The organism is Saliterribacillus persicus, from assembly GCF_003337485.1.
GTDB classification, from domain to species: domain Bacteria; phylum Bacillota; class Bacilli; order Bacillales; family Amphibacillaceae; genus Saliterribacillus; species Saliterribacillus persicus.
This window is the reverse complement of the sequence record NZ_QPJJ01000006.1, coordinates 146,714-170,155: the sequence shown is the minus strand read 5'-3', so window position 1 is coordinate 170,155 and position 23,442 is coordinate 146,714. Positions and strand designations below refer to the sequence as shown.

20 protein-coding genes are annotated in these 23,442 nt (G+C 35.1%); 19 read left to right on the top strand and 1 reads right to left on the bottom strand.

The features are described from left to right. Positions 1-27 precede the first annotated feature (27 nt). Genes DFR57_RS08765 through pyrE form a run of 8 tightly spaced genes read left to right on the top strand, consistent with a single transcriptional unit; the run spans position 28 to position 9,471 of the window. The gene (locus DFR57_RS08765) at positions 28-960 is read left to right on the top strand and encodes an aspartate carbamoyltransferase catalytic subunit (protein WP_114352771.1); all 933 of its coding nucleotides are present in this window, start codon (positions 28-30) and stop codon (positions 958-960) included. Next, positions 917-2,194, top strand: coding sequence for a dihydroorotase (locus tag DFR57_RS08760; RefSeq protein WP_114352770.1), 1,278 nt, complete (start codon positions 917-919; stop codon positions 2,192-2,194). Before DFR57_RS08765 ends, DFR57_RS08760 begins: the two co-directional genes overlap by 44 nt. Then, positions 2,195-3,286 (top strand): carbamoyl phosphate synthase small subunit, encoded by a 1,092-nt coding sequence (locus tag DFR57_RS08755; RefSeq protein WP_114352769.1) that lies wholly within the window; start codon positions 2,195-2,197, stop codon positions 3,284-3,286. Beyond that, positions 3,286-6,486, top strand: a complete 3,201-nt coding sequence (gene carB / locus DFR57_RS08750; protein WP_114352768.1) for a carbamoyl-phosphate synthase large subunit — start codon at positions 3,286-3,288, stop codon at positions 6,484-6,486. Before DFR57_RS08755 ends, carB begins: the two co-directional genes overlap by 1 nt. After that, complete coding sequence (locus DFR57_RS08745) at positions 6,483-7,244, top strand: dihydroorotate dehydrogenase electron transfer subunit (RefSeq protein ID WP_114352767.1); 762 nt, start codon at positions 6,483-6,485, stop codon at positions 7,242-7,244. The genes carB and DFR57_RS08745 overlap by 4 nt, the downstream gene beginning before the upstream one ends. Next, on the top strand, positions 7,241-8,146 hold the full coding sequence (locus DFR57_RS08740; protein ID WP_114352766.1) for a dihydroorotate dehydrogenase: 906 nt from the start codon (positions 7,241-7,243) through the stop codon (positions 8,144-8,146). The genes DFR57_RS08745 and DFR57_RS08740 overlap by 4 nt, the downstream gene beginning before the upstream one ends. 1 nt (position 8,147) lies before the next feature. Further along, positions 8,148-8,855 carry an orotidine-5'-phosphate decarboxylase gene (gene pyrF, locus DFR57_RS08735; protein ID WP_114352765.1) on the top strand — a complete coding sequence of 236 codons (708 nt, stop codon included), beginning with the start codon at positions 8,148-8,150 and terminating at the stop codon, positions 8,853-8,855. Further along, positions 8,848-9,471 carry an orotate phosphoribosyltransferase gene (pyrE, locus tag DFR57_RS08730; protein WP_114352764.1) on the top strand — a complete coding sequence of 208 codons (624 nt, stop codon included), beginning with the start codon at positions 8,848-8,850 and terminating at the stop codon, positions 9,469-9,471. Before pyrF ends, pyrE begins: the two co-directional genes overlap by 8 nt. Positions 9,472-9,656: 185 nt before the next feature. Here pyrE and DFR57_RS08725 read toward each other — a convergent pair whose 3' ends face one another. After that, complete coding sequence (locus tag DFR57_RS08725; protein ID WP_114352763.1) at positions 9,657-11,369, bottom strand: Rqc2 family fibronectin-binding protein; 1,713 nt, start codon at positions 11,367-11,369, stop codon at positions 9,657-9,659. A gap of 193 nt (positions 11,370-11,562) precedes the next feature. Between DFR57_RS08725 and DFR57_RS08720 the strand changes: the two genes are divergently transcribed. From DFR57_RS08720 to rsgA, 11 genes are all read left to right on the top strand, one after another. Then, positions 11,563-12,444, top strand: a complete 882-nt coding sequence (locus DFR57_RS08720; RefSeq protein ID WP_114352762.1) for a YicC/YloC family endoribonuclease — start codon at positions 11,563-11,565, stop codon at positions 12,442-12,444. A gap of 95 nt (positions 12,445-12,539) precedes the next feature. Further along, entirely contained in the window at positions 12,540-12,800 is a 261-nt protein-coding gene (gene remA / locus DFR57_RS08715; protein WP_114352761.1) for an extracellular matrix/biofilm regulator RemA, read from the top strand. Between the two features lie 18 nt (positions 12,801-12,818). Continuing rightward, positions 12,819-13,433 (top strand): guanylate kinase, encoded by a 615-nt coding sequence (gmk, locus tag DFR57_RS08710; protein ID WP_114352760.1) that lies wholly within the window; start codon positions 12,819-12,821, stop codon positions 13,431-13,433. A gap of 2 nt (positions 13,434-13,435) precedes the next feature. Beyond that, complete coding sequence (gene rpoZ / locus DFR57_RS08705; protein WP_114352759.1) at positions 13,436-13,675, top strand: DNA-directed RNA polymerase subunit omega; 240 nt, start codon at positions 13,436-13,438, stop codon at positions 13,673-13,675. A gap of 110 nt (positions 13,676-13,785) precedes the next feature. Next, on the top strand, positions 13,786-14,997 hold the full coding sequence (gene coaBC / locus DFR57_RS08700) for a bifunctional phosphopantothenoylcysteine decarboxylase/phosphopantothenate--cysteine ligase CoaBC (RefSeq protein WP_114352758.1): 1,212 nt from the start codon (positions 13,786-13,788) through the stop codon (positions 14,995-14,997). Then, positions 14,994-17,414, top strand: coding sequence for a primosomal protein N' (priA, locus tag DFR57_RS08695; RefSeq protein ID WP_114352757.1), 2,421 nt, complete (start codon positions 14,994-14,996; stop codon positions 17,412-17,414). The genes coaBC and priA overlap by 4 nt, the downstream gene beginning before the upstream one ends. 15 nt (positions 17,415-17,429) lie before the next feature. After that, positions 17,430-18,365, top strand: a complete 936-nt coding sequence (gene fmt, locus DFR57_RS08690; protein ID WP_114352756.1) for a methionyl-tRNA formyltransferase — start codon at positions 17,430-17,432, stop codon at positions 18,363-18,365. Beyond that, positions 18,365-19,720 (top strand): 16S rRNA (cytosine(967)-C(5))-methyltransferase RsmB, encoded by a 1,356-nt coding sequence (gene rsmB / locus DFR57_RS08685; protein WP_114352755.1) that lies wholly within the window; start codon positions 18,365-18,367, stop codon positions 19,718-19,720. The genes fmt and rsmB overlap by 1 nt, the downstream gene beginning before the upstream one ends. A gap of 111 nt (positions 19,721-19,831) precedes the next feature. Next, a complete protein-coding gene (locus tag DFR57_RS08680; protein ID WP_114352754.1) occupies positions 19,832-20,584 on the top strand; it encodes a Stp1/IreP family PP2C-type Ser/Thr phosphatase in 753 nt (250 codons plus the stop codon). After that, positions 20,578-22,560, top strand: coding sequence for a Stk1 family PASTA domain-containing Ser/Thr kinase (gene pknB, locus DFR57_RS08675; protein ID WP_114352753.1), 1,983 nt, complete (start codon positions 20,578-20,580; stop codon positions 22,558-22,560). Before DFR57_RS08680 ends, pknB begins: the two co-directional genes overlap by 7 nt. Further along, entirely contained in the window at positions 22,561-23,442 is an 882-nt protein-coding gene (gene rsgA / locus DFR57_RS08670) for a ribosome small subunit-dependent GTPase A (RefSeq protein WP_114352752.1), read from the top strand.

Here is a 23,442-nt window from a genome sequence, read left to right as displayed (position 1 = left end):
AGTAAATTGATGCATAGGAGGATGAATATGAATCACTTTGTTTCAATGCAACAACTGTCTGAATATGAATTATTACAACTGGTAAAAAAAGCTGATGGTATTTCGAAATCAGGAATGAAGCCTTTAAAAGAACAATACTTTGGTGCTAATCTTTTTTATGAACCGAGCACTAGAACTAAAATGAGTTTTATTGTGGCTCAAAAAAAATTAGGAATAGAAGTATTGGATTTTATGAGTGATCAATCAAGTGTGAAAAAAGGCGAGAGTTTATATGATACTGCTAGAACCTTTGAGTCTATCGGTGCTTCATTCATAGTCATCAGACATCCTGCAGAAAACGTTGCAAAACAGTTAGCTGATCAATTATCTATTCCTGTCATCAATGCTGGTGATGGCACTGGTGAGCATCCTACACAGAGTCTTCTAGATCTAGTCACTATATATCAAGAATTCCAACGATTATCTGGACTTAAAATTGCAATTGTAGGTGACGTAAAACATAGTAGAGTAGCTAGGTCCAATGCGATAGCATTAAATAAATTGGGTGCAAATGTTGTATTATGTTCCATGGATGATTGGAAGGATGAATCCTTACCTTTTCCGTATCTAAGCATAGATGAGGCAGTTGAAACTTGTGATGTGGTAATGTTGCTTCGTATTCAACACGAAAGGCATGATCAAAAAACACTTATGCACACATCTTCTTATTTAAAAGAATATGGTTTAACATTAGAAAGAGAAAAGAAAATGAAGGACCATGCAATTATTATGCATCCTGCTCCGGTAAACCGAGGAGTTGAAATTGATAGTGCTCTTGTAGAGTGCGAAAAATCTAGGATATTTAAACAAATGAAAAACGGTGTTGCTGCGAGAATGGCAGTTATTTCATCGCTACTTGAACAAGGGGGAAAATATAATGAAAACCATTTTAACAAACGCAATGCGATTATCGGGCAATAATGAAAAGATACCCTGTGAAATTTTAATTATCGATGATGAAATTGTCAAAATAGCAGAAAAGATTGAAGAAAAGTCTGCAAATATAATAGATTGTGAGCAACAATTAGTTGTTCCCGGATTTGTGGACGTACATGTTCACCTACGCGAACCTGGTGGAGAAGCAAAGGAAACAATTGAAACAGGAACTAGCTCAGCAGCAAGAGGTGGCTATACTACTGTTTGTGCCATGCCTAATACAAGACCAACACCAGATAGCGTAGAAGTACTGGAGAAAATAAATCATTTAATAGAAAAAAATGCAGTCATTCGCGTCTTGCCATATGCTTCGATCACGCAAAGATTGTTAGGCGATACGTTAACGGACATGCCTAAACTAAAAGAAAGTGGAGCTTTTGCGTTTACGGATGATGGTGTAGGGGTTCAGTCTGCAGATATGATGTTACAAGCAATGCAGAAGGCTAGCGATATTAATATGCCTATTGTCGCACACTGTGAAGAAAATACACTTATTCACGGAGGTGTGATGCATGAGGGGAAAGTTAGTAAGGAACTAGGCTTACCAGGAATACCTAATATCTGTGAATCTGTCCAAATTGCTAGAGATGTGCTTTTAGCAGAAGCAACTGGCTGTCATTATCATGTTTGTCATGTAAGTACAAAAGAGTCGGTTCGTGTGATTAGAGATGCAAAAAAAGCAGGAATAAAGGTAACAGCAGAAGTTACACCACATCATTTGTTATTGGATGAAACAGCCATTACAGAAGATGATGCTAACTTAAAAATGAATCCACCATTGCGTTCACAACAAGATAAAGATGCTTTAATAGAAGGGTTACTTGATGGAACCATTGATTTTATAGCTACGGATCATGCACCACATACAGAAGAGGAAAAAGCACAAGGAATGAAGGTAGCTCCTTTTGGAATAGTTGGATTCGAGACAGCTTTTTCTTTACTACACACACACTTTGTAAAAAAAGAAATCTTTACCTTACAACAGTTAATCGATTGGATGACTATAAAGCCTGCCAAGGTGTTTAACTTACCGTATGGTAAATTAGAAGAAGGTCAAAAAGCAGACCTTACTGTATTAAATTTAGATTCAGAACACAAAATTAATAAACAAGAATTTGTTTCACTAGGTAAAAATACGCCTTTTGATAATCAACTGGTAATAGGTAAACCTATTAAAACAATTTATAATGGCACACTTGTTTATGAGGGGGAAAAATAAATGGAAAGAAAACTAATTCTAGAAGATGGTACAGTTTTTCATGGTAAAGCGTTTGGTTCACCCGTAGGGAAGGTTGGGGAAGTAGTTTTTAATACCGGGATGACAGGTTATCAGGAGACCCTTTCAGATCCTTCTTATTGTGGTCAGATCGTCACTATGACATATCCATTAATTGGGAATTACGGAATAAATCGAGATGATTTTGAAACAATTAATCCTTCCATTTTTGGTTTTGTGGTAAAAGAGGCTTGTGATACACCATCAAATTTTAGAAGTGATGAGAGCCTAGATGAATTCCTTATTGCAAATGATATTCCGGGTATTTCAGATATAGATACGCGTAAATTGACAAAGATTTTAAGAAAACACGGAACAATGAGAGGTATATTAACAGATGCTGGAGAAGGTGAAGAAGGGGCTCTTCAAAAAATTGAAAATACACCACTTTTAACGAATCAAGTAGAACGAGTGTCAACCGTTAAACCATATGTAGCTCCAGGAAGAGGATTTCGAATTGTGCTTGTTGATTTCGGAATGAAGCATGGTATTTTAAGAGAATTAAGTAAAAGGAATTGTCATGTAACAGTTGTTCCACATGATTACGATGCACAACAAATTTTAAGATTAAAACCAGATGGTATTATGCTGACAAATGGTCCAGGTAATCCAAAAAGTGTACCGCAAGCAATAGAGATGATCAGTGAAGTGATTGAGACTGTTCCGTTATTCGGTATTTGCTTAGGACATCAGCTTCTTGCATTAGCTTGTGGGGCTGATACATCAAAGCTTAAATTCGGACATCGTGGTTCCAATCATCCAGTTTATGATTTTGATACGAAAAGAACGTATTTAACCTCACAAAATCATGGTTATGCTGTTACAGAATCATCAATTAAGGATACTGATCTTGAATTAACCCAGGTTGCCTTGAATGATAAAACGGTTGAAGGTGTAAGACACAAAAAATACGCTGCTTTCTCCGTTCAATATCACCCGGAAAGCTCACCAGGGCCAGATGATACAAATTATTTATTTGATCAATTTTTACAAAATGTAAGAGCACATAAAGTATCTAAACAGGAGGTATTGTAATGCCAAAACGCACCGATCTTGAAAAAATTCTAGTAATTGGTTCCGGACCTATTGTTATTGGACAAGCTGCAGAATTTGATTATTCTGGAACACAGGCATGTCAATCCCTTAAAGAGGAAGGTTATAAGGTTATCTTAGTCAATTCAAACCCTGCAACGATTATGACGGATCATACTGTTGCTGATACTGTATACATGGAGCCTTTAACTGTAGAATTTTTGAGTAAAATTATTAGAAAAGAACAACCAGATGCGATATTACCTACTTTAGGTGGGCAAACTGGACTGAATTTAGCAGTAGAAATTGACGCAACAGGAATTTTAGAAACGTATGGCATTGAATTACTTGGAACTCCCCTTGATGCTATTCAACAAGCTGAGGATCGAGAAAAATTCAGAAATTTAATGCATGAGATAAATGAGCCAGTTCCTGAAAGTGTGATTGTTACCAACGTCGATCAAGCTGTAGATTTTTCTAAAGAAATCGGCTTCCCATTAATTGTAAGACCTGCTTATACGCTTGGTGGAACTGGTGGCGGTATGTGCTACGATGAAGCAGAATTAAAAGAGATAACAAGAAATGGACTATATCTTTCGCCGGTAAACCAGTGTTTAATTGAAAATAATATTGCTGGCTATAAAGAAATTGAATATGAAGTAATGCGAGATAAAAATGATCAAGCAATAGTAGTATGTAACATGGAAAATATTGATCCAGTAGGTATTCACACAGGTGATTCGATTGTAGTCGCTCCATCACAGACATTGAGTGACCGTGAATACCAAATGCTAAGAACTGCATCATTAAAAATAATTCGCGCGTTAAAAATTGAAGGTGGATGTAACGTACAGTTAGCTCTTCATCCACATAGCTTTGATTATTACATTATTGAAGTGAACCCAAGAGTTAGTAGATCTTCAGCTCTTGCATCAAAAGCAACAGGTTATCCTATTGCGAAAATAGCAGCGAAAATTGCAATTGGTTTAACTTTAGATGAAATAATCAATCCTATAACTGGAACTACGTATGCGTGTTATGAACCAGCGTTGGATTATGTTGTATCTAAATTTCCAAGATTCCCGTTCGATAAATTCACACTAGGAAATCGCTATTTAGGTACGCAAATGAAAGCAACTGGTGAAGTGATGGCAATCGGTAGAAATATTGAAGAGGCATTGTTAAAAGGGATCCGATCACTAGATATAAGTGGTGAAGATTATTATTTAGATAACTTAGTTGGTGTAAGTGAAGACACGTTACGAGAAAGACTAAAGAAACCGGATGATGAAAGAATTTATGTCATTGGTGAAAGCTTCAGACAAGGGATGACTGTGGAAGATATTTACCAACTCACTAAAATTGATCGATTCTTTTTAGAAAAAATTCATCGTATTATTACGTTTGAGACTACCTTAGAAAATAATGTGCAAGATTTAGATATATTACTGCAAGCTAAAAAGCTAGGACTTTCGGACACGCAAATTGCTAGAATGTGGAAAGTAAGTGTGGATGATGTATATAATTTAAGAAAAGATAATGGAATTCAACCAGTATACAAGATGGTAGATACGTGTGCTGCTGAGTTTGAATCTGAAACACCTTATTTTTATAGTTCTTATGAAGAAGAAAATGAATCAATTGCATCTGATCGTGAAAAAGTGCTTGTTGTTGGCTCTGGACCTATCCGTATTGGCCAAGGTATCGAATTTGATTATGCGACAGTTCATTCTGTGCTAGCTTTAAAAGAAGCGGGTTATGAAGCTATTATTATGAATAGTAATCCGGAAACTGTGTCCACTGACTTTAGTGTTTCAGATAAATTATACTTTGAACCTTTAACATTAGAAGATGTTATGCATGTGATCGAACTAGAACAACCAGTTGGAGTAATCGTTCAATTTGGCGGACAAACTGCAATTAATTTAGCGGAAGGATTGGAAAGAAGAGGCGTCCAAATTTTAGGAACTCCACTAGAAGCAATCGATGCTGCAGAAGATCGCGATAAATTTGAAAAATTATTAAAGGATTTAGACATTGCTCAGCCACAAGGGAAAAGCGTTAAGCAATTAGACCAGGCTAAAGAAGCAGCTACCAATATTGGATATCCAGTCTTAGTTAGACCTTCTTATGTAATTGGTGGTAGTCAGATGGAAATTGTTTATAACGAAGAAGAATTAGAAAGTTATCTTGCTAAAACAACCCATATTAAACATAAGCATCCAGTCCTTATCGATAAATATTTAACTGGTATTGAAGTTGAGGTTGATGCAATCAGTGACGGTGATACAACCATCATTCCTGGAATTATGGAGCACATTGAAAGGGCAGGAGTCCATTCAGGGGATTCCATCGCAGTTTACCCTAGTCAAAGACTTTCTGATGAAATTAAACAAAAATGTGTGGATGTTACAATTAAAATTGCAAAAAAATTAAAAGTAAAAGGGTTAATCAATATTCAATTTGTTGTACACCGTGGTGAAGTTTATGTACTTGAAGTAAATCCAAGAGCAAGTAGAACCATTCCATTTTTAAGTAAGATTACCGGTGTAACAATGGCAAACATTGCAACTAGAGCAATTATGGGTGAGTCTTTAAGAGAAATGGGTTATGAAGATGGCGTATTACCTGAGCCTAAAACAGTTTCGGTAAAAGTACCAGTATTTTCTTTTGCAAAACTAAGAAGTGTTGATATTATGTTAGGGCCTGAAATGAAATCAACAGGAGAAGCAATAGGACGAGATAGAAATTTAGATAAAGCACTTTATAAAGGGTTAACAGCATCTGGATTACAAATCCCGATGGAAGGATCAGTTTTATTAACCGTTGCTGATAAAGATAAAGAAGAAGCGTATGAAATTGCTAAAAAATTCTATGATTTAGGTTTCCGCTTATTTGCTACAAAAGGAACAGCTAGTTATTTAAGTGAAAGAGGAATAGAAGTAACCACAGTTGGAAAAATTGATGCAACAGGAACTACCGTGCTTTCAATCATAGAAAATGGGGAGGTTCAATTTGTTGTTAATACGTTAACCTCCGGTAAAAAACCAAGATCAGATGGTTTCAGAATTCGTAGAGAAGCAGTAGAGCATGGAATTGCATGTTTAACTAGTTTAGACACTGCTGAAGCAATTGTTAACGTAATTGATTCTACTACATTTACAGCAAGACCTGCTGTAGAAGGAAAGGCTGTTGTTCGGTGATAAATAAACAAGCGCTAAAAGTATTGTCAATCAAAAATATTGCTTACCAAACCTATGAAATGGTTTTAAAAAGCGACACTGAATTAAATCTTAAGCCAGGACAGTTCATTCATATCGCAGTAAAGGGTTTTATGTTACGCAGACCTATTTCCATTGCCGATGTGAATGAGATAGATCGAAGCTTTACAGTTATTTTTAAAATATTTGGCGATGGAACAGAAGCGCTTAGCAATTATCATGTAGGTGCTGAAGTGGATGCACTAATGCCTCTAGGAACATCTTATCCAATTGAGAGCTTGAATATAAAACAAGCTCTCTTAGTTGGAGGGGGAATTGGCATTCCACCACTCTATTATCTAGGGAAGAAGTTAAAAGAAAAAGGTGTAGAAGTTACTAGTGTGCTAGGTTACCAATCAAAAGAGCATGTTTTTTATGAAGATAAATTTAGAGAATTAGGAGAAACGTTTGTCACAACAGATGATGGTTCATATGGACATAGTGGTTTTGTTACAGATGTAATCCGAGATTCAAATTTATCGTTTGAGACCTATTTTTCTTGCGGACCTACCCCGATGCTCCAAGCAGTTACAAGCTTACTGAAAGATGAAAACGGGTATATTTCACTCGAAGAACGAATGGGTTGCGGTGTTGGAACGTGTTATGCATGTGTAATCCCATTAAAAAATAACCCAAATAAATCTAAAAAAATCTGTAAGGATGGTCCCGTCTTTGATGCAAATGAGGTGTTATTAGGATGAATTTAGCTGTATCATTACCTGGTCTTGAATTAAAAAATCCTGTAATGCCGGCATCTGGTTGCTTTGGCTTTGGGAAGGAATATAGTCAATTTTATTCATTAGATAAGCTAGGGGCAGTTATTATTAAAGCTGCCACCGAACATGAACGTTATGGGAATCAAACCCCCCGTGTTGCAGAAACTGCAAGTGGTATGCTAAATGCAATTGGCTTGCAAAATCCAGGTGCAGAGCAAATCATAAAACAGGAATTACCTTATTTGAAAAATTATCGTGTGCCCGTCATTGCAAATGTTGCTGGTAGTACCATTGAAGAGTATGTGACAGTTACAAAGGCTTTCAATCACACCAATGATGTTTCTGCTCTTGAATTAAACATCTCCTGTCCTAATGTAAAAGAAGGCGGTGTTTTATTTGGAACGGATCCTGAACTTGCTGCAGAGGTTACGTATCAAGTGAAAAATGCCAGCAATCATCCTGTGTATGTAAAATTATCCCCTAATGTAACGGATATAGTTGGCATGGCAAAAGCTGTAGTCAATGCGGGAGCTGACGGTTTGTCTATGATCAATACCTTAACTGGAATGAAAATGCATTTAAAGTCAAGAAAACCGTTAATTGCAAATAAAACTGGTGGATTATCAGGGCCTGCTATTAAACCAATTGCGATCCGAATGATATATGAAGTAAGACAAGCTCTTGATGTGCCAATCATTGGAATGGGAGGCATAATGACAAGTGAGGATGTTTTGGAATTTTTACTTGCAGGTGCTAATGCAGTAGCTGTAGGAACTGCTAATTTTCAAAATCCACTCGTCTGTCCAGAGATTATTGAGGAATTACCAAGTACATTGAAACAGTATGGATTTAATTCTGTCCAAGATGCAATTGGAAAGGGGCACTAGAATGAAGCAACCATTTTATCTTGCGCTTGATTTCAAAACATTAGAGGAAGTACAACAATTCATTAAAAGAAATGATTTTCACGGTATTCCTGTTAAAGTAGGTATGGAATTATTTTACCGAGAAGGACCGAAAATCATTGAATGGTTGCGAAAAAATGATCATCCTATTTTCTTAGATTTAAAGCTTCATGATATACCAACGACAGTAAGAAAAGCTATGGCGAATCTTTCAAGTTTGGATATCGATGTAGTGAATGTCCATGCCAGTGGCGGTCAGGAAATGATAAAAGCAGCGAAAGAAGGCCTTTTATCTAATACATCTTTGAAAAAAAAGCCTAAACTTATTGGGGTTACCGTTTTAACTTCCATGGATGAATCTTGTTTACATGATGAATTAAATATACAAGAATCCGTTTCAGAGGCAGTTGTTCGTTTGGCAAAGTTAACAAAATATAGTGGAGCAGATGGAGTAGTTTGCTCCGCATATGAAGCACAAATGATTAAAGAAGCATGTGGAAAAGATTTCTTAACGATTACTCCTGGAATTCGATTAGTGGAATCTGATAATAATGATCAAAAAAGAGTAGCAACGCCTTCTTTTGCTAAGCAAAATGGCTGCGATTTCTTAGTAATTGGAAGAAGCGTTACCCAAGCAGAAAATCCTAAAATAGCTTATGAGAAAGTAATAGAGGAGTGGAATCATGCGTAACGGCTCTACTTTAGTAGAAGACCTTATCAAAATTAAAGCGGTACAGTTAAAAACAGATGATTACTTTTTATGGACGTCAGGGATAAAGTCTCCGATTTATTGCGATAATCGGTTAACAATGTCCTATCCGTCTGTAAGAAATAAAATAGTTGATCAATTTGAAATATTACTAGAAGAAAAGAATTGGAAGCCGGATGTAATAGCTGGTTGTGCAACAGCAGGTATCCCTCATGCAGCGTGGCTTGCAGATCGACTTAATCTTCCGATGGTTTATGTAAGAGATAAACCAAAAGGTCATGGGAAAGAAAATCAAATAGAAGGCCATATAAAAAAGGGAGATAAGGTAGTTGTTATTGAGGATTTAATTTCAACTGGCGGTTCTTCTATAAATAGTGCTCTAGCTTTAAGAGAGCAAGGTGCAGAAGTGATCGCGGTAAGTTCTATTTTTAGCTACGGTTTAGAGAAAGCAAATCAAGGTTTTAATAAGAATGATTTGTTATTTGAATCTTTGGCTGACTTTGATATGCTTATAGATCTTTTATATAATAAGCAAGAAATAACTGAATCAAAGAAAGAAGAATTATTGAATTGGAGAAATAACCTAGGAAATGAGTAAATATTTCCCGGGCAACCGCAGAAAATATAATATTTCGCTATTTTTTTCATAGTTATTGTTACTTTTTAGCTATTGATAGGATAATGGTTTAATATTCACGCATTCGCTATCTTTTTTAGCGGATGCGTTCTTATTAAATGTCTAAAAACGAATGTTATATACTTAAAATAAAGCTAAAAGAAGAACTAGGAAGGTTCTTCTTTTAGCTTTTTAATTAAATTTTTATCAGGTGTCACAAAAATAGTTTTCTGATTGTCATAAGTTACAAAACCTGGTTTAGCTCCTGAAGGCTTTTTAACATGTTTAATTTGTGTATAGTCAACAGGTACGGTTGATGAATTCTTTGATTTACTATAAAATGCTGCCAAATTAGCAGCTTCGATTAAAGTTTCCTCTGAAGGATCATTAGATTTAATAACAACATGTGAGCCTGGTATATCTTTTGTGTGTAACCAGATGTCGCTCTTGTGCCCAAGACGGTTAGTAACATATTCATTTTGTCTATTATTTTTACCAACTAACAATAACGTTCCATCAGATGCATAAAATTTTTCAGGTTCAGGTTTATGGACCTTTTTATTCTTTTTAGCCTTTGTAAACTTCTTCTTAATGTATCCTTGATCTTGCAGTTCTTCTCTAATTTCTTCTATATCCTGTTCTCTAGCGTCATCCATTTGTTGCACGAGCTCATTTAAATAATTTACTTCTTTTGCTGTTTTCTTCAGCTCGTTTTCAACCATTACTTTAGAGTTTTTTAATTTTTGATATTTTTTAAAAAATGATTGAGCATTTTCACTCGGTGTCTTCCGCTCGTTCAATTTTATTTCTAACTCTTTTTGGTCTTCATCGTAATAGTCAGTAACCGTTACTGATTTGTCACCTAATTTTACTAGGTGCATATTAGCGGTTAGAAGTTCCCCTTTCTTTTGAAAATTCGACGCTTTATCAGCATCTTTTAATGTTTTCTTCAGCTTTACAATTTTACGTTCATTTTTATTTAATTCATTTTTTAATAAGCGGAATAAATCGCCAGCTTTTTGTTTAACCCTGTCTCTTTCAGCCTTGCCAGAGAAAAATTGATCAAGCATTTCATTTACACTCTCATATTGTTTTCCATTTTCTTTCACATGAGATAATTCTGTAATGTAATAAATGGAATTTTCTTCATAAATAACAGGAGAATATTGATGCAATAGCATTTTCTCTTTAAGTTCAAGGAAAGCATCTTTATAGCTTTCACTATTACCCAGCTGAGCATGATAAACAATTTCTCTTGCTATTAACGGTGAGAATCCCATAAATGCTTGTAACATTTGGCGATCAATTTTACCCGCATTAAAGTCAATCTTCTTTAAAAAGTTTTCACCATCAACTGTCAGTGGATTTACTTTTTCTTGATCTGGTGGAAGCTGATAAAGCTGGCCAGGTAATACAGGTCTCATCCTACTTTGAGAAAGCGAAATATGTTTAATACTATCTAATATCATCTTTCTTTCTTTGTCTATTAAAATAATATTACTATGCTTGCCCATTATTTCTATTGCTATTGTTTTGTAGGTTGTGTCACCTATCTCGTTTGTGCTCTTAATATGGATGTGGATAATTCTTTCATTTTCGATCTGTTCAATAGATTCGATAAAGCTACCACTTATATGTTTTCGGAGCAACATACAAAACATTGATGGTTCTTTTGGGTTTTGATACTGATCCTTGGTTAAATGAATTCGTGCATAGTTTGGATGTGCTGATAACAATAGTGTGTGGTTTTTCCCTTGTCGCCTTATTGAAAGAACCAATTCTAATTCTGTTGGTTGATATATTTTTATGATTCTCGCAGAAGATAAGGTAGTACTTAATTCTTCTACAATTGCTCGTGTTAATAATCCGTCAAAAGCCATTTTTGTCACCTCAACATTATTTTTCCTATACAAATAGAATTTGTCTAGCTATTAATTTCTATAAGTCGTATCTCTTCATTATACATGAATGCAATAAATGACAACAAAAAATAGGCATTTTCCTTTATTTTTGTTATGATAGAGAAGTGTCTAAAGAAAGAAGTAAAGTTCTTTTTACAATGGATGTGATAAAATGGTTAATAGTATGACAGGCTACGGAATGAGTAAGGAAGAGATTGATGGAATGACCGTGCAGGTGGAGGTTAAAACGATTAATCATCGTTATTTGGATATATCGTTTAGGTCTGCAATGTCATTGATGAAATTAGAAGAGGAAATAAAGAAATTTGTAAATTCCAAAATTAATCGAGGAAAAATTGAAATTTATATAAACGTAGCAAACAAAAAGGAAATGAATCACATAGTAAAGCCAAATTGGGATTTAATTGATCAATATATAAAAGTGGGTAAGGAATTAAAAGAAAAATATCAATTAGATGGGGCTTATGATTTAAAGGATCTTCAACAATTAGAAGGTGCTCTTGAAGTAGAGGAAGTACAAATAGAGGATTCTAACAATAGTTTCATTATGAGTGTCGTGAAAAATGCATTTGAAGATTGCTTAAAAATGCGTCAAGCGGAAGGGAAATCACTTCTTACTGATCTATCAAAAAGGATAGAAATTATTAAGCAAAACGTGGATTCCTTAGAAGCACTACGTATGCTTGTGAGAGAAGAATATCAAGTGAGAATTCAGCAACGGATTAAGGAATATCTAAAAGAGACAGATTATGTTGACGAAGCTAAATTTCGACAAGATGTGGTGACGCTAGCTGAAAAAGGCGATATTACAGAAGAAATAATTAGATTAAAGAGCCATATTAGTCAATTTTCAGATACCATCAACCAAAAAGATGGAGCAATTGGACGGAAACTAGATTTTATTATTCAAGAAATGCATCGAGAGACTAATACAATTGGAGCAAAATCAACAGATTCTAAAATAAGTGTTGAGGTAGTCAATATGAAGAGTGAAATTGAAAAAGTTAAAGAACAAGTTCAAAATATCGAGTAATGTTTGTATCGTTATAAAAAAAACTATACTATAATGGAAGAATAGCTATTTGAAATACATATACTAATAGACAGAAGAAAGTAGGGGAATAATAGATGAGTTTAAAATTAATAAATATTGGTTTCGGAAATGTAGTTTCAGCAAATAGGATAATTTCAATTGTTTCACCAGAATCTGCACCAATTAAACGTATTATTACCATAGCTAGGGATAATAATAAGCTTGTAGATGCAACATATGGAAGAAGAACAAGAGCGGTAATTATTACAGATAGTGATCATGTAGTGTTATCAGCTGTTCAACCAGAGACTGTAGGTCAACGTGTTATCAGCCATGACGAGATGACAGAAGAATAATCGTAGGAGGACACTTTTATTATGAAAGAAAAAGGAATACTGTTTATTTTATCTGGTCCATCTGGCGTGGGAAAAGGAACAGTAAGAAAATCTTTATTTGAAAAAGATACAAATCTTAAATATTCCATCTCTATGACAACACGCAAAATGCGAGAAGGTGAAAAAGATGGAATTGATTATTTTTTTAGAACACATGAAGAATTTGAAAAAATGATCGATGAGAATAAATTATTAGAACACGCGAACTTTGTTGGGAATTACTATGGTACACCAAGGGAATATGTAGAAAGAACCTTGGAGGATGGATATGATGTTTTTCTAGAAATAGAAGTCCAAGGAGCTATGCAGGTAAAAGAAAATTTCCCAGCAGGTGTATTTATTTTCTTAATTCCTCCATCCTTAGAAGAACTAAAAAATCGAATTATGCTTCGCGGTACCGAAACGAGTGATTTGATACGAGATCGATTGAATGAAGCCAAAAAAGAAATTGAAATGATGGATGCTTATGATTACATTGTCGTAAATGATGATGTGGATCATGCGGTAACTAAGGTGGAAGCAATTGTAAAGAGTGAGCATTGTAAGCGAGAGAGAATTGCTAAGCAATTCAAAAAACTACTGGAGGTTGATTAATTATGTTACTAGAGCCATCAATTGATAAATTACAAACAAAAATTAATTCTAAGTATACGTTGGTTACATTATCCGCAAAAAGAGCACGACAAATTCAAGATACAAATCACTATCAGTTAGAGCATACGCAATCAGAGAAATTCGTAGGAATTGCATTAGAAGAAATTCTAGCAGATAAACTAACATGTGAAGAAACAGAAGATTCTTCTCAAGATTTATACAGCAAAAATTTGAGTGAATAAGAAATAAAAGCATTTATAAATAAAAAGATAGAATCCCCTCGCTTGTTTTTAAGCGAGGGTTTCTTCTATCAAATTCTTTAAAATAAAGAATAGGGTAAAGGAGCATGGTTATGGGTATAACTGGAAAACGGATTGTATTAGGTGTTACAGGAGGAATTGCTGCATATAAAGCTTGTGCTTTAACTAGTAAATTAACCCAAGCAGGTGCAGATGTTAAAGTCATAATGACACAGCATGCAATAGAATTTGTTTCTCCTCTTACGTTTCAAGCTATTTCAAGAAACCCGGTTTACACAGATACGTTTGACGAAAAGGATCCCGCAAAAATAGCACATATTGATTTAGCAGATTGGGCAGATTTTTTTATTATTGCCCCAACAACGGCGAATATGATTGCTAAAATAGCAAATGGAATTGCAGATGATATGCTATCTACTACATTGCTAGCAACCGAAGCACCGGTTTATATAGCTCCAGCTATGAATGTGCATATGTATAAGCATCCAGCTGTAATTAAAAACATGAAGCAATTAGAGGAATACGGTTACCTGTTTATAGAACCAGGAGATGGATACCTAGCTTGTGGTTATGTTGGAAAAGGCAGATTAGAAGAGCCAGAAGAAATTGTTCGCGTTTTAGAAACGCAGTACAATAATGAGAGACTTGCATGGAAAAATAAAAAAGTAATCGTTACAGCAGGTCCGACGAGAGAAAAAATAGATCCTGTCCGTTTCTTTACCAATTATTCTTCTGGAAAAATGGGATATGCAATTGCAGAAGCGGCCCAAAAAATGGGTGCAAATGTTATCTTAATTTCAGGTCCGACCAATATTACCACACCAACCGGAATTGAAAAGATAAGTGTCATGACAGCTAAAGAAATGCATGAAGCTCTTTTAGAGGTATACGATGATGCGGATATCGTTATAAAAGCTGCAGCAGTTGCTGATTACCGACCCAAAGATACTTTTGAGCAAAAGATGAAGAAGAAGCCTGGTAGCTGGATGATTGAGATGGAACGAACAACAGATATATTAGGAGAACTAGGCAAAACGAAAAAAGATCAATATCTCGTTGGTTTTGCAGCTGAAACAGAAAATGTCTTAGAAAACGGATTAAATAAATTAAAAAGAAAAAATCTAAATGCGATCGTAATAAATGACATATCGAAACCAGGAGCTGGTTTTTCCTCTGATACAAATGCAGTTACAATAATAACGGAATCTAAAGAGACTAAAACCATTGCCTTAGCAGAGAAAAGTATTGTTGCAGATGAAATCCTAAAGGTGATTGACGGGGAAATAAGGAAGGATAAGAAGTGAAAATTGCCGAGATTATTGTAGATGTACCAACTCGTCAAACAAATAAGACCTTTGATTATAAAATACCTGAAACGCTAGAAGCTGTTATTAAGCCTGGAATAAGAGTGATTATACCTTTTGGACCAAGGAAAGTAATGGGTTTTGTAGTTGGAATAAAAGAAGAAACAGCGATTACCAATTCAGCTTTAAAAAAAATATCAGAAGCGATGGATGTATTCCCGGTGCTAACTGATGAATTATTAGATCTCGGAAAATGGATTGCGGAGGAAACGATTAGTTTCTATATTATTACGTTTCAAGCAATGCTACCTCAAGCACTAAAAGTGAAATATCATAAGCAAATTGAACTTTTAACAGATAATAAGGAGGAACTACCTTCCTCAATTGCTGCAATAATGGCAGATAGAGACTTGATTGATTTTGATGAATTCCAACAGAGAAACGGAAATTATTCGCAGCTATTAAAGGCAGCACAGGAAGGTTTACTTGAAATTTCCTATATGGTGAAGTCAAAGGCAACTAAAAAGACTATTCTTTATCTTACTCCGATAAAAGAGATACAGGCTTTTGATGAAGCACTCCAGGATATCCCGCTACAAGCGAAAAAACAGCGAATTATAGTCGAACACTTTTTATATAATCCAGAATCTATTCCACAAAAAGAACTATTAGAAAAATTTCAAACAACAGCTGGATCTATAAATCCTTTGATTAAATTAGGTCTGATCAAGAAAGAATACAAGGAAGTTTACCGTGACCCTTTTAAAAATAAAGATTTAGAAAGAACGTATGCCCTCCCACTAGCTGTGCAGCAACAAGAAGCGATTAACCCTATCTTAAAAGCTATTCAAAAGGTGCAGCATGAAGTCTTTTTACTCCATGGTGTAACTGGTAGTGGAAAAACAGAGGTTTATTTACAAGCAATCGAACAAGTACTTAATAATGGCAAAGAAGCTATCGTACTTGTACCAGAAATTGCTCTTACACCTCAAATGGTAAACAGATTTAAAGGTAGGTTTGGAAAGAAGGTTGCTGTTCTCCATAGCGCTCTTTCAAAAGGGGAAAAATTTGATGAATGGAGAAAAATTCAGCAGAAAAAAGTCCAAGTTGTAGTCGGTGCCAGATCAGCAATATTTGCGCCTTTTGAAAACCTAGGTATTATCATTATCGATGAAGAACACGAAACTACCTATAAACAGGATGAACAACCGAGATATGATGCAAAGGAAGTTGCTAAGTATCGTGCTCGTTATCATAATTGTCCAGTAGTCCTGGGAAGTGCAACACCAACATTGGAAACCTTCGCAAGAGCAAAAAAAGGTGTATATCACTTGTTGGAACTACCACACCGCATGAATGAAGGACCGATGCCAGCGGTTGAAATTGTAGATATGCGAAATGAACTCCACCGGGGTAATCGAACAATGTTTTCTGAAAAGTTAATGGAAGAAATTAAAATTAGAATTGCACGCCAAGAACAAATTGTATTATTTTTAAACCGAAGAGGATATTCTACCTTTGTTATGTGTCGTGATTGTGGACATGTTATGAATTGTCCGCATTGCGATATTGCCTTGACTTATCATAAAAGTTCTCATTTATTAAAATGCCATTATTGTGCTTATGAAACGGGTATGCCAGCCACTTGTGAAGAATGTGAGAGTGATACGATACGCTTCTTTGGCACAGGAACGCAAAAAGTAGAAGAATCGATTCAACAACTTATTCCTGAAGCAAGGGTAATCAGAATGGATGTTGATACAACTAGGAAAAAAGGGGCTCACGAAACTCTGCTTAAAAAGTTCGGGGGCCATGAAGCGGACATATTACTGGGTACACAGATGATTGCAAAAGGACTAGATTTTAAGAATGTTACCTTAGTGGGAGTTCTTGCAGCAGATGCTATGTTACATTTTGCCGATTTTAGGGCCTCAGAAAAAACCTTCCAATTACTAACACAAGTAAGTGGTAGAGCAGGGAGACACGAGCTTCCTGGAGAAGTCGTAATTCAAACCTATACGCCAGAGCATTACAGTATTGAGATGGCGAGTAAGTACCAGTACAATCAGTTTTTTGCTCATGAAATGAAGGTTAGAAAAACGTTTCATTATCCACCATATTATTTTTTAACACTGATTACAATTTCACATCAAAATCAGATTAGAGTAATGGAGGTTGGAAAAATGATTCGGCAATTATTAACAAAGCACCTTTCAGAACGTGCAACTGTATTAGGACCAACTCCGTCACCTCTAGTAAGAATCAACGATAGATATCGTTATCAGTGCATGGTAAAATATAGAGATGAACCCAATTTAAAAGAAATAATTAGAAAGATATTGACACACTATCATGATGAAATGAAAAAAAATGATTTATCTATTCAGGTTGATTTTGAACCAAATCATTTAATGTAGGAAGGAGCTTTCTATATGACTAAAATCGTATTTATGGGAACACCTGATTTTTCAGCCCCTATATTAGGACGCCTAGTTGAAGAGGGGTATGATGTTGCCTTAGTTGTCACACAACCAGATAGACCAAAGGGAAGAAAAAAAGTTTTAACACCACCTCCTGTGAAGGTAAAAGCTGAAGCATTAGATATTCCAGTGTATCAGCCAGAAAAAATTAAAGATGATATAGAACCGATTAAAAACATTAATCCAGATATAATCATTACAGCTGCTTTTGGTCAAATTTTACCAAAGGAATTATTAGATCTTCCACGACTAGGATGTATAAATGTTCATGCTTCTTTGCTTCCTAAGTTACGAGGTGGAGCACCAATTCACTATGCATTACTAGAAGGACATAAAGAAACAGGTGTAACAATAATGTATATGGTTGAAAAACTTGATGCTGGGGATATTATAAGCCAAAAAGCTATTGATATTAAAGAAGATGATCATGTAGGAAGCTTACACGATAAACTTTCTATTATAGGTACAGAGCTTCTTATCGAGACTTTACCCGATATTATTGCAGAAAAAGCTAAGAAAGAAGAACAAGATGAAAGCAAAGTAACATATGCTTTCAATATAAAACGAGAACAGGAAAAAATTGATTGGAATAGGCCTGCTCGTGATATTTACAATCAAATTAGAGGTCTGAATCCATGGCCAGTAGCTTATACAATTCTAGAAGAGCAACCACTCAAAATTTGGTGGGGAGAAATTGTACATGAAGTTAATTCAAGTAACCCTGGAGAAGTAGACAGTATCGATGAAGAGGGATTTGTAGTAAAGACGGATGATCAAAAAGGTATTAAAATATTAGAATTACAGCCTTCTGGAAAGAAAAAGATGCTTGCCTCTGAATTTTTGCGAGGTGTAGGAAGTAAATTAGAATTAGGAGAGCGATTAAAATAATGGAGGATAATAAATACCATTTAAGACAAGCAGCTTTAGAATTATTAATCAGAATTGGAGACCAAGGCGGTTTCAGTCACTTGTTGATTGATCAGCATATAAAAAAGTTTAACTTGGATAGACGTGACAGTGCCCTTTTTACTGAGCTAGTTTATGGCACTATGCAAAGAAAGTTAACATTGGAATACTATTTAACCCCTTTTCTTCAATCCAAAAAGGCTCTTAAACCTTGGGTGAAATGGCTTCTTTTACTTGCTCTTTACCAAAAAATATATTTATCGAGAATACCTGACCATGCTATTATCCACGAAACTGTTGAGATAGCTAAAAGAAAAGGGCATAAGGGAATAGCATCCTTCGTAAACGGTGTAATGCGAAATATTCAAAGAAATGGTGTGAAAAGCACGGATGAAATAAAAGATCCTGTGGAAAGACTTAGTATAGAAACTAGTCACCCTTTCTGGTTAGTGAATCGGTGGGTGGAAATGTATGGTTTTGAAACAACGCAGGATATGTGTCAGGAAAATTTATCGCATAGACCAACGTCGATACGCATTCAACCCATGAAAATCGATCGTGGCCAAGCTCTTGAACAAATGGAAGAAGCAGGAATTAAAGCTCAAACCTCTAAATTTTCAGGTCAAGGTATTAAGATTGAAGAAGGTAATATATTGCACATGGATTTATTTAAAGAAAACTATATTACAATACAAGATGAGAGTTCCATGTTAGTAGCTGAAATGATGGCTCTTGAGGATGGGATGACCGTGTTAGATGCTTGTAGTGCACCAGGCGGTAAAACATCACATATTGCTGAAAAACTTGCTAATAGTGGAAAGATATTTGCATATGATCTTCATTCCAAAAAGGCTAATTTAGTTAAAAAAAAGCTTGAACTATTAAACTTAACAAACGTAGAAGTGGCTCAAGCAGATTCTAGAAATTTAGCAGAACTTCATCCACCTGAAAAATTTGACCGAATATTAGTTGATGCACCATGCTCTGGACTAGGTGTGTTAAAGGGAAAACCAGATATAAAATATCATAAACAGGAAAAAGATATTTTCCAATTAGCTGATATACAAGAAACGTTATTAGATAAAATAGCCCCATTATTAAAACAAGATGGAAAATTGATGTACAGTACATGTACAGTTGACAAGCATGAAAACGAAGAACAAATAGAAAAATTTTTAGAAAATCATCCTGACTTTGAGATTGACCCAGCATTTTTCACAGAACTTCCGACATTTTTAAAAAATACTCAAGGGTTATCACGGTTTGGACTACAAATTTTTCCTCAAGATTTTCAAACAGATGGTTTTTTCCTAACACGATTAGTTAAAAATACTTAATACAATACATTTTAAAAAGAATCGTAATGAGAATCTTGTAGTCTTGAAGTTTTTTCGTGTTAGGTTGAATGTATAGCGAATCTTTATTTTACAAAGAAAGTGGGTGTTCTGTTGAAAAGCTTTTGTATAACCGATAAAGGTAAGGTAAGGAAAATAAATCAAGATTCAGTAGGTGTTTTTAAAAATCAAAATCAACAGCTTTTAGCAGTTGTTGCAGATGGTATGGGTGGACATCAAGCAGGTGAAATTGCTAGTCATCTAGTGATTGATTATTTAGAAGAAAATTGGAAAAAAAATGATGCTTATTTATCGGAAGAGCAAGCCATCAAATGGCTGAAAGAACACATTAAAGAAATTAATAATGAGATTTTTAATAAAGGACAGGCTGAAAAAGACTGTAAAGGAATGGGCACAACAGTTGTAGCGGCCATTTGTGAAGATAATTTTATTACTATTGCGCATGTTGGAGATAGTAGAGGCTATCTTTATCATGAAAATAAACTTATACAGGTAACTGAAGATGATTCCTTAGTTAATGAGCTTGTTAAATCAGGACAGATTACAGAAGAGGATGCCAAGTTTCATCCAAGGAAGAATGTGTTGCTTAAAGCACTTGGTACAGAATTAAATCAAGAAGCTTTTGTTAAGAGCATACCATTTAAGCCAAACGATAAACTTATGTTATGCTCTGATGGATTAAGTAATAAAATTGATTACCCTGTACTTGAGGAAAATTTAAATCATGATAATTTAAAAGAGCTCTCTGAAAGTTTAGTAAGCATGGCGAATGAGTACGGGGGAGAAGACAATATTAGCATCGTGTTTGTCCATCATGTGGAGGAAGCAGGTGTTTTAGAATGTTAGAAGGCCGCATACTAAATGAGAGATACAAAGTTATAAAAACAATTGGTGGCGGCGGGATGGCCAATGTATATTTAGGTGAAGATACGATTCTAGATAGAGAAGTGGCAATAAAAGTATTGCGCCTGGAGTATGCGAATGATGAAGAATTTATTACAAGATTTCACAGAGAAGCACAGTCTGCAACGAGCTTATCTCATCCTAATATCGTAAATATTTTTGATGTTGGAGAAGAAGACAATATTTATTATATGGTGATGGAATATGTAGAAGGTATGACATTAAAACAATATATTCAATTATATGCTCCTTTAGAAGTAGAAGAAACCTTAGATATTATGAGGCAAGTTAGTTCTGCCATTGCCCATGCCCATGCTAATGAAATTGTGCATCGGGATATCAAGCCACAAAATATATTGATTGATAAATATGGACAAGTAAAAGTAACAGATTTTGGTATAGCAGTAGCTTTAAGCGCAACAGCTTTAACCCAAACGAACTCTGTATTGGGCTCTGTTCATTATCTATCTCCTGAACAAGCTAGAGGAGGTAAGGCGAATAGGAAATCAGATATTTATTCGTTAGGAATTGTGATGTTTGAGTTACTTACTGGAAGACTACCATTTTCCGGCCAATCACCTGTCTCGATAGCTTTAAAGCATTTACAATCGGATACACCTTCAATTAAAGAATGGAATCCACTTGTGCAACAGAGTGTGGAAAATATTGTTCTAAAAGCTACTACAAAGGACCCTTTTAATCGATACGATAATGTTCATGAAATGGAAGACGCTCTTGATAGCGCGCTTGATCCAAATAATGATAATGTCGCAGTTTTTACTCCTCCGGTAGTAACAGGAGATGTAACGAAAGCAATTCCCATTGTTAAGGATGAAAGCATTCAATCAGAAGTTGGAGCTGACGATACAGTTGTACATAAAGGCAATGATAAACAAGAAGAGAAACATAATCCAACTAAGAAGAAAAAACGAAAAAAAGCGCTTATTTGGGTTTCAAGTTTACTATTTATTTTATTAGGAGCTATTCTAATGGCCTTGTTTGTTTTACCTAGTATTATGCAGCCAAAAGATGTGACGATTCCAGACGTGTCTAATAAAGAGTATGAAGAAGCGTTGCAGGAATTGATCGACTTAAATTTAAACGTGGTAAGAGAAACAACAAGTGATGAGGAAATAGAAGAAGGGTTAGTGATTGAAACCAGTCCCAAAGCTCAGGAAGTCGTAAAAGAAGGAAGAGAAATAACAGTCTATGTGAGTTTAGGACCTGAAACGGTTGAGTTTGATGATTATGTCGGCCGTAATTTTCAACAGGTAGAAAGAATTTTGAATCAACGTGGTTTTGAAGATATTCGCGTTTATGAAAAATTTTCAGAAAGACCAGTTGGTGAAATTATTGATCAAACACAACCGGATCCAGGAGACGAAGTTATTCCTAAAAATACCAACGTAATCTTTGAAGTAAGTAAAGGACTCGAAAAAGTTACGCTAAATAATTTAGAGGGTACAGAGATGAATGCAGCGATAGAATACCTACAAGATAAAAAATTATCTGCAGATATTACAGAAGAGTATCATGAAGAAATAGAAGAAGGCTACGTCATTTCTCAATCACCAGGTGCAAATGAGGAAGTGGAGATAAATACTGTAGTAGATTTAACAGTTTCTTTAGGGCCACCTGAAAAAGAGCCTATTTCCCATACGGTTTCTTTTACTGTTCCATATATTGAAAGTCAAGAAGAAGGACAGGAACAAGAAGGACAAACAGTTAGTATTTATGTGGAAGATATAAACCATAATATTTCTGAGCTTTATCAACCAATAGAAACAATAACAGAAGATACAGCTTATACATTACGTTTAAATATTGCACCGGAAAGTGAAGGAACCTATAAAGTTGTGCGTGATGATCAAGTAGTGATGGAAAAATCGATAGCTTATGAAGAAATAGAGGGTGAGTAAATGCCACAAGGTAAAATCATCAAAGCATTAAGTGGATTTTATTATGTGCAAGCAGATAAAGATATCTATCAGTGTAGGGGTAGAGGTGTTTTTAGAAAAAGAGGACTAACTCCATTAGTTGGTGATGTAGTGGATTTTGATATAAGTGGAAACATGGAAGGCTATATTCAGAGCATCGAGCCACGTAAAAATGAGTTGATTAGACCACCAGTGGCCAATATTGAACAAGCTGTGATTGTAGTCTCTCTAAAAGAGCCAGATTTTAGTGCCATGCTCTTAGACAAATTTTTAGTGGTAATGGAAGCAAAGTCAATAGAGCCACTTATCTTTATATCAAAAGAAGATTTAGCAAATGAAAAAGAAATTGAAAATATATTACCTATCATTGAAGTATATAGAGAAATAGGTTATCATGTTGAGATATTTTCTAGTATGAAAATGGAAGAACTAAATTCAATTGAAAAGCACCTTGAAGGAAAAGTATCTGTATTTGCCGGACAATCTGGGGTAGGAAAATCATCGCTTGTTAATGCTTTGATTCCTGGTTTAGAATTAAAAACAATGGAGATTTCAGAAAGCTTAGGAAGAGGAAAGCATACAACAAGGCATGTTGAGCTTATTCCTTATCGCAATGGATTAATTGCAGACACACCAGGCTTTAGTTCCCTAGACTTTGCTGAAATTGCGCTTGATCAATTACCAGAATGTTTTCCTGAATTTGTACGGTTAAGTGATAAATGTAAGTTCAGAGGCTGCAATCACATTAATGAGCCGAAATGTGCTGTTAAAGAAGCAGTTGAGAATAACGAAATTTATAAAGAAAGATATCAACACTATCTTCAATTTTTTGAGGATATTCAAAATAGAAAGCCGAGGTATTAA

What these genes read in the sequence shown, in the direction of transcription:
- DFR57_RS08765 (WP_114352771.1), top strand. Translation starts at nt 28, where the DNA reads ATGAATCACTTTGTTTCAATGCAACAACTGTCTGAATATGAATTATTA.
- DFR57_RS08760 (WP_114352770.1), top strand. Translation starts at nt 917, where the DNA reads ATGAAAACCATTTTAACAAACGCAATGCGATTATCGGGCAATAATGAA.
- DFR57_RS08755 (WP_114352769.1), top strand. Translation starts at nt 2,195, where the DNA reads ATGGAAAGAAAACTAATTCTAGAAGATGGTACAGTTTTTCATGGTAAA.
- carB (WP_114352768.1), top strand. Translation starts at nt 3,286, where the DNA reads ATGCCAAAACGCACCGATCTTGAAAAAATTCTAGTAATTGGTTCCGGA.
- DFR57_RS08740 (WP_114352766.1), top strand. Translation starts at nt 7,241, where the DNA reads ATGAATTTAGCTGTATCATTACCTGGTCTTGAATTAAAAAATCCTGTA.
- pyrF (WP_114352765.1), top strand. Translation starts at nt 8,148, where the DNA reads ATGAAGCAACCATTTTATCTTGCGCTTGATTTCAAAACATTAGAGGAA.
- pyrE (WP_114352764.1), top strand. Translation starts at nt 8,848, where the DNA reads ATGCGTAACGGCTCTACTTTAGTAGAAGACCTTATCAAAATTAAAGCG.
- DFR57_RS08725 (WP_114352763.1), bottom strand. Translation starts at nt 11,369, where the DNA reads ATGGCTTTTGACGGATTATTAACACGAGCAATTGTAGAAGAATTAAGT.
- DFR57_RS08720 (WP_114352762.1), top strand. Translation starts at nt 11,563, where the DNA reads ATGGTTAATAGTATGACAGGCTACGGAATGAGTAAGGAAGAGATTGAT.
- remA (WP_114352761.1), top strand. Translation starts at nt 12,540, where the DNA reads ATGAGTTTAAAATTAATAAATATTGGTTTCGGAAATGTAGTTTCAGCA.
- rpoZ (WP_114352759.1), top strand. Translation starts at nt 13,436, where the DNA reads ATGTTACTAGAGCCATCAATTGATAAATTACAAACAAAAATTAATTCT.
- coaBC (WP_114352758.1), top strand. Translation starts at nt 13,786, where the DNA reads ATGGGTATAACTGGAAAACGGATTGTATTAGGTGTTACAGGAGGAATT.
- fmt (WP_114352756.1), top strand. Translation starts at nt 17,430, where the DNA reads ATGACTAAAATCGTATTTATGGGAACACCTGATTTTTCAGCCCCTATA.
- rsmB (WP_114352755.1), top strand. Translation starts at nt 18,365, where the DNA reads ATGGAGGATAATAAATACCATTTAAGACAAGCAGCTTTAGAATTATTA.
- pknB (WP_114352753.1), top strand. Translation starts at nt 20,578, where the DNA reads ATGTTAGAAGGCCGCATACTAAATGAGAGATACAAAGTTATAAAAACA.
- rsgA (WP_114352752.1), top strand. Translation starts at nt 22,561, where the DNA reads ATGCCACAAGGTAAAATCATCAAAGCATTAAGTGGATTTTATTATGTG.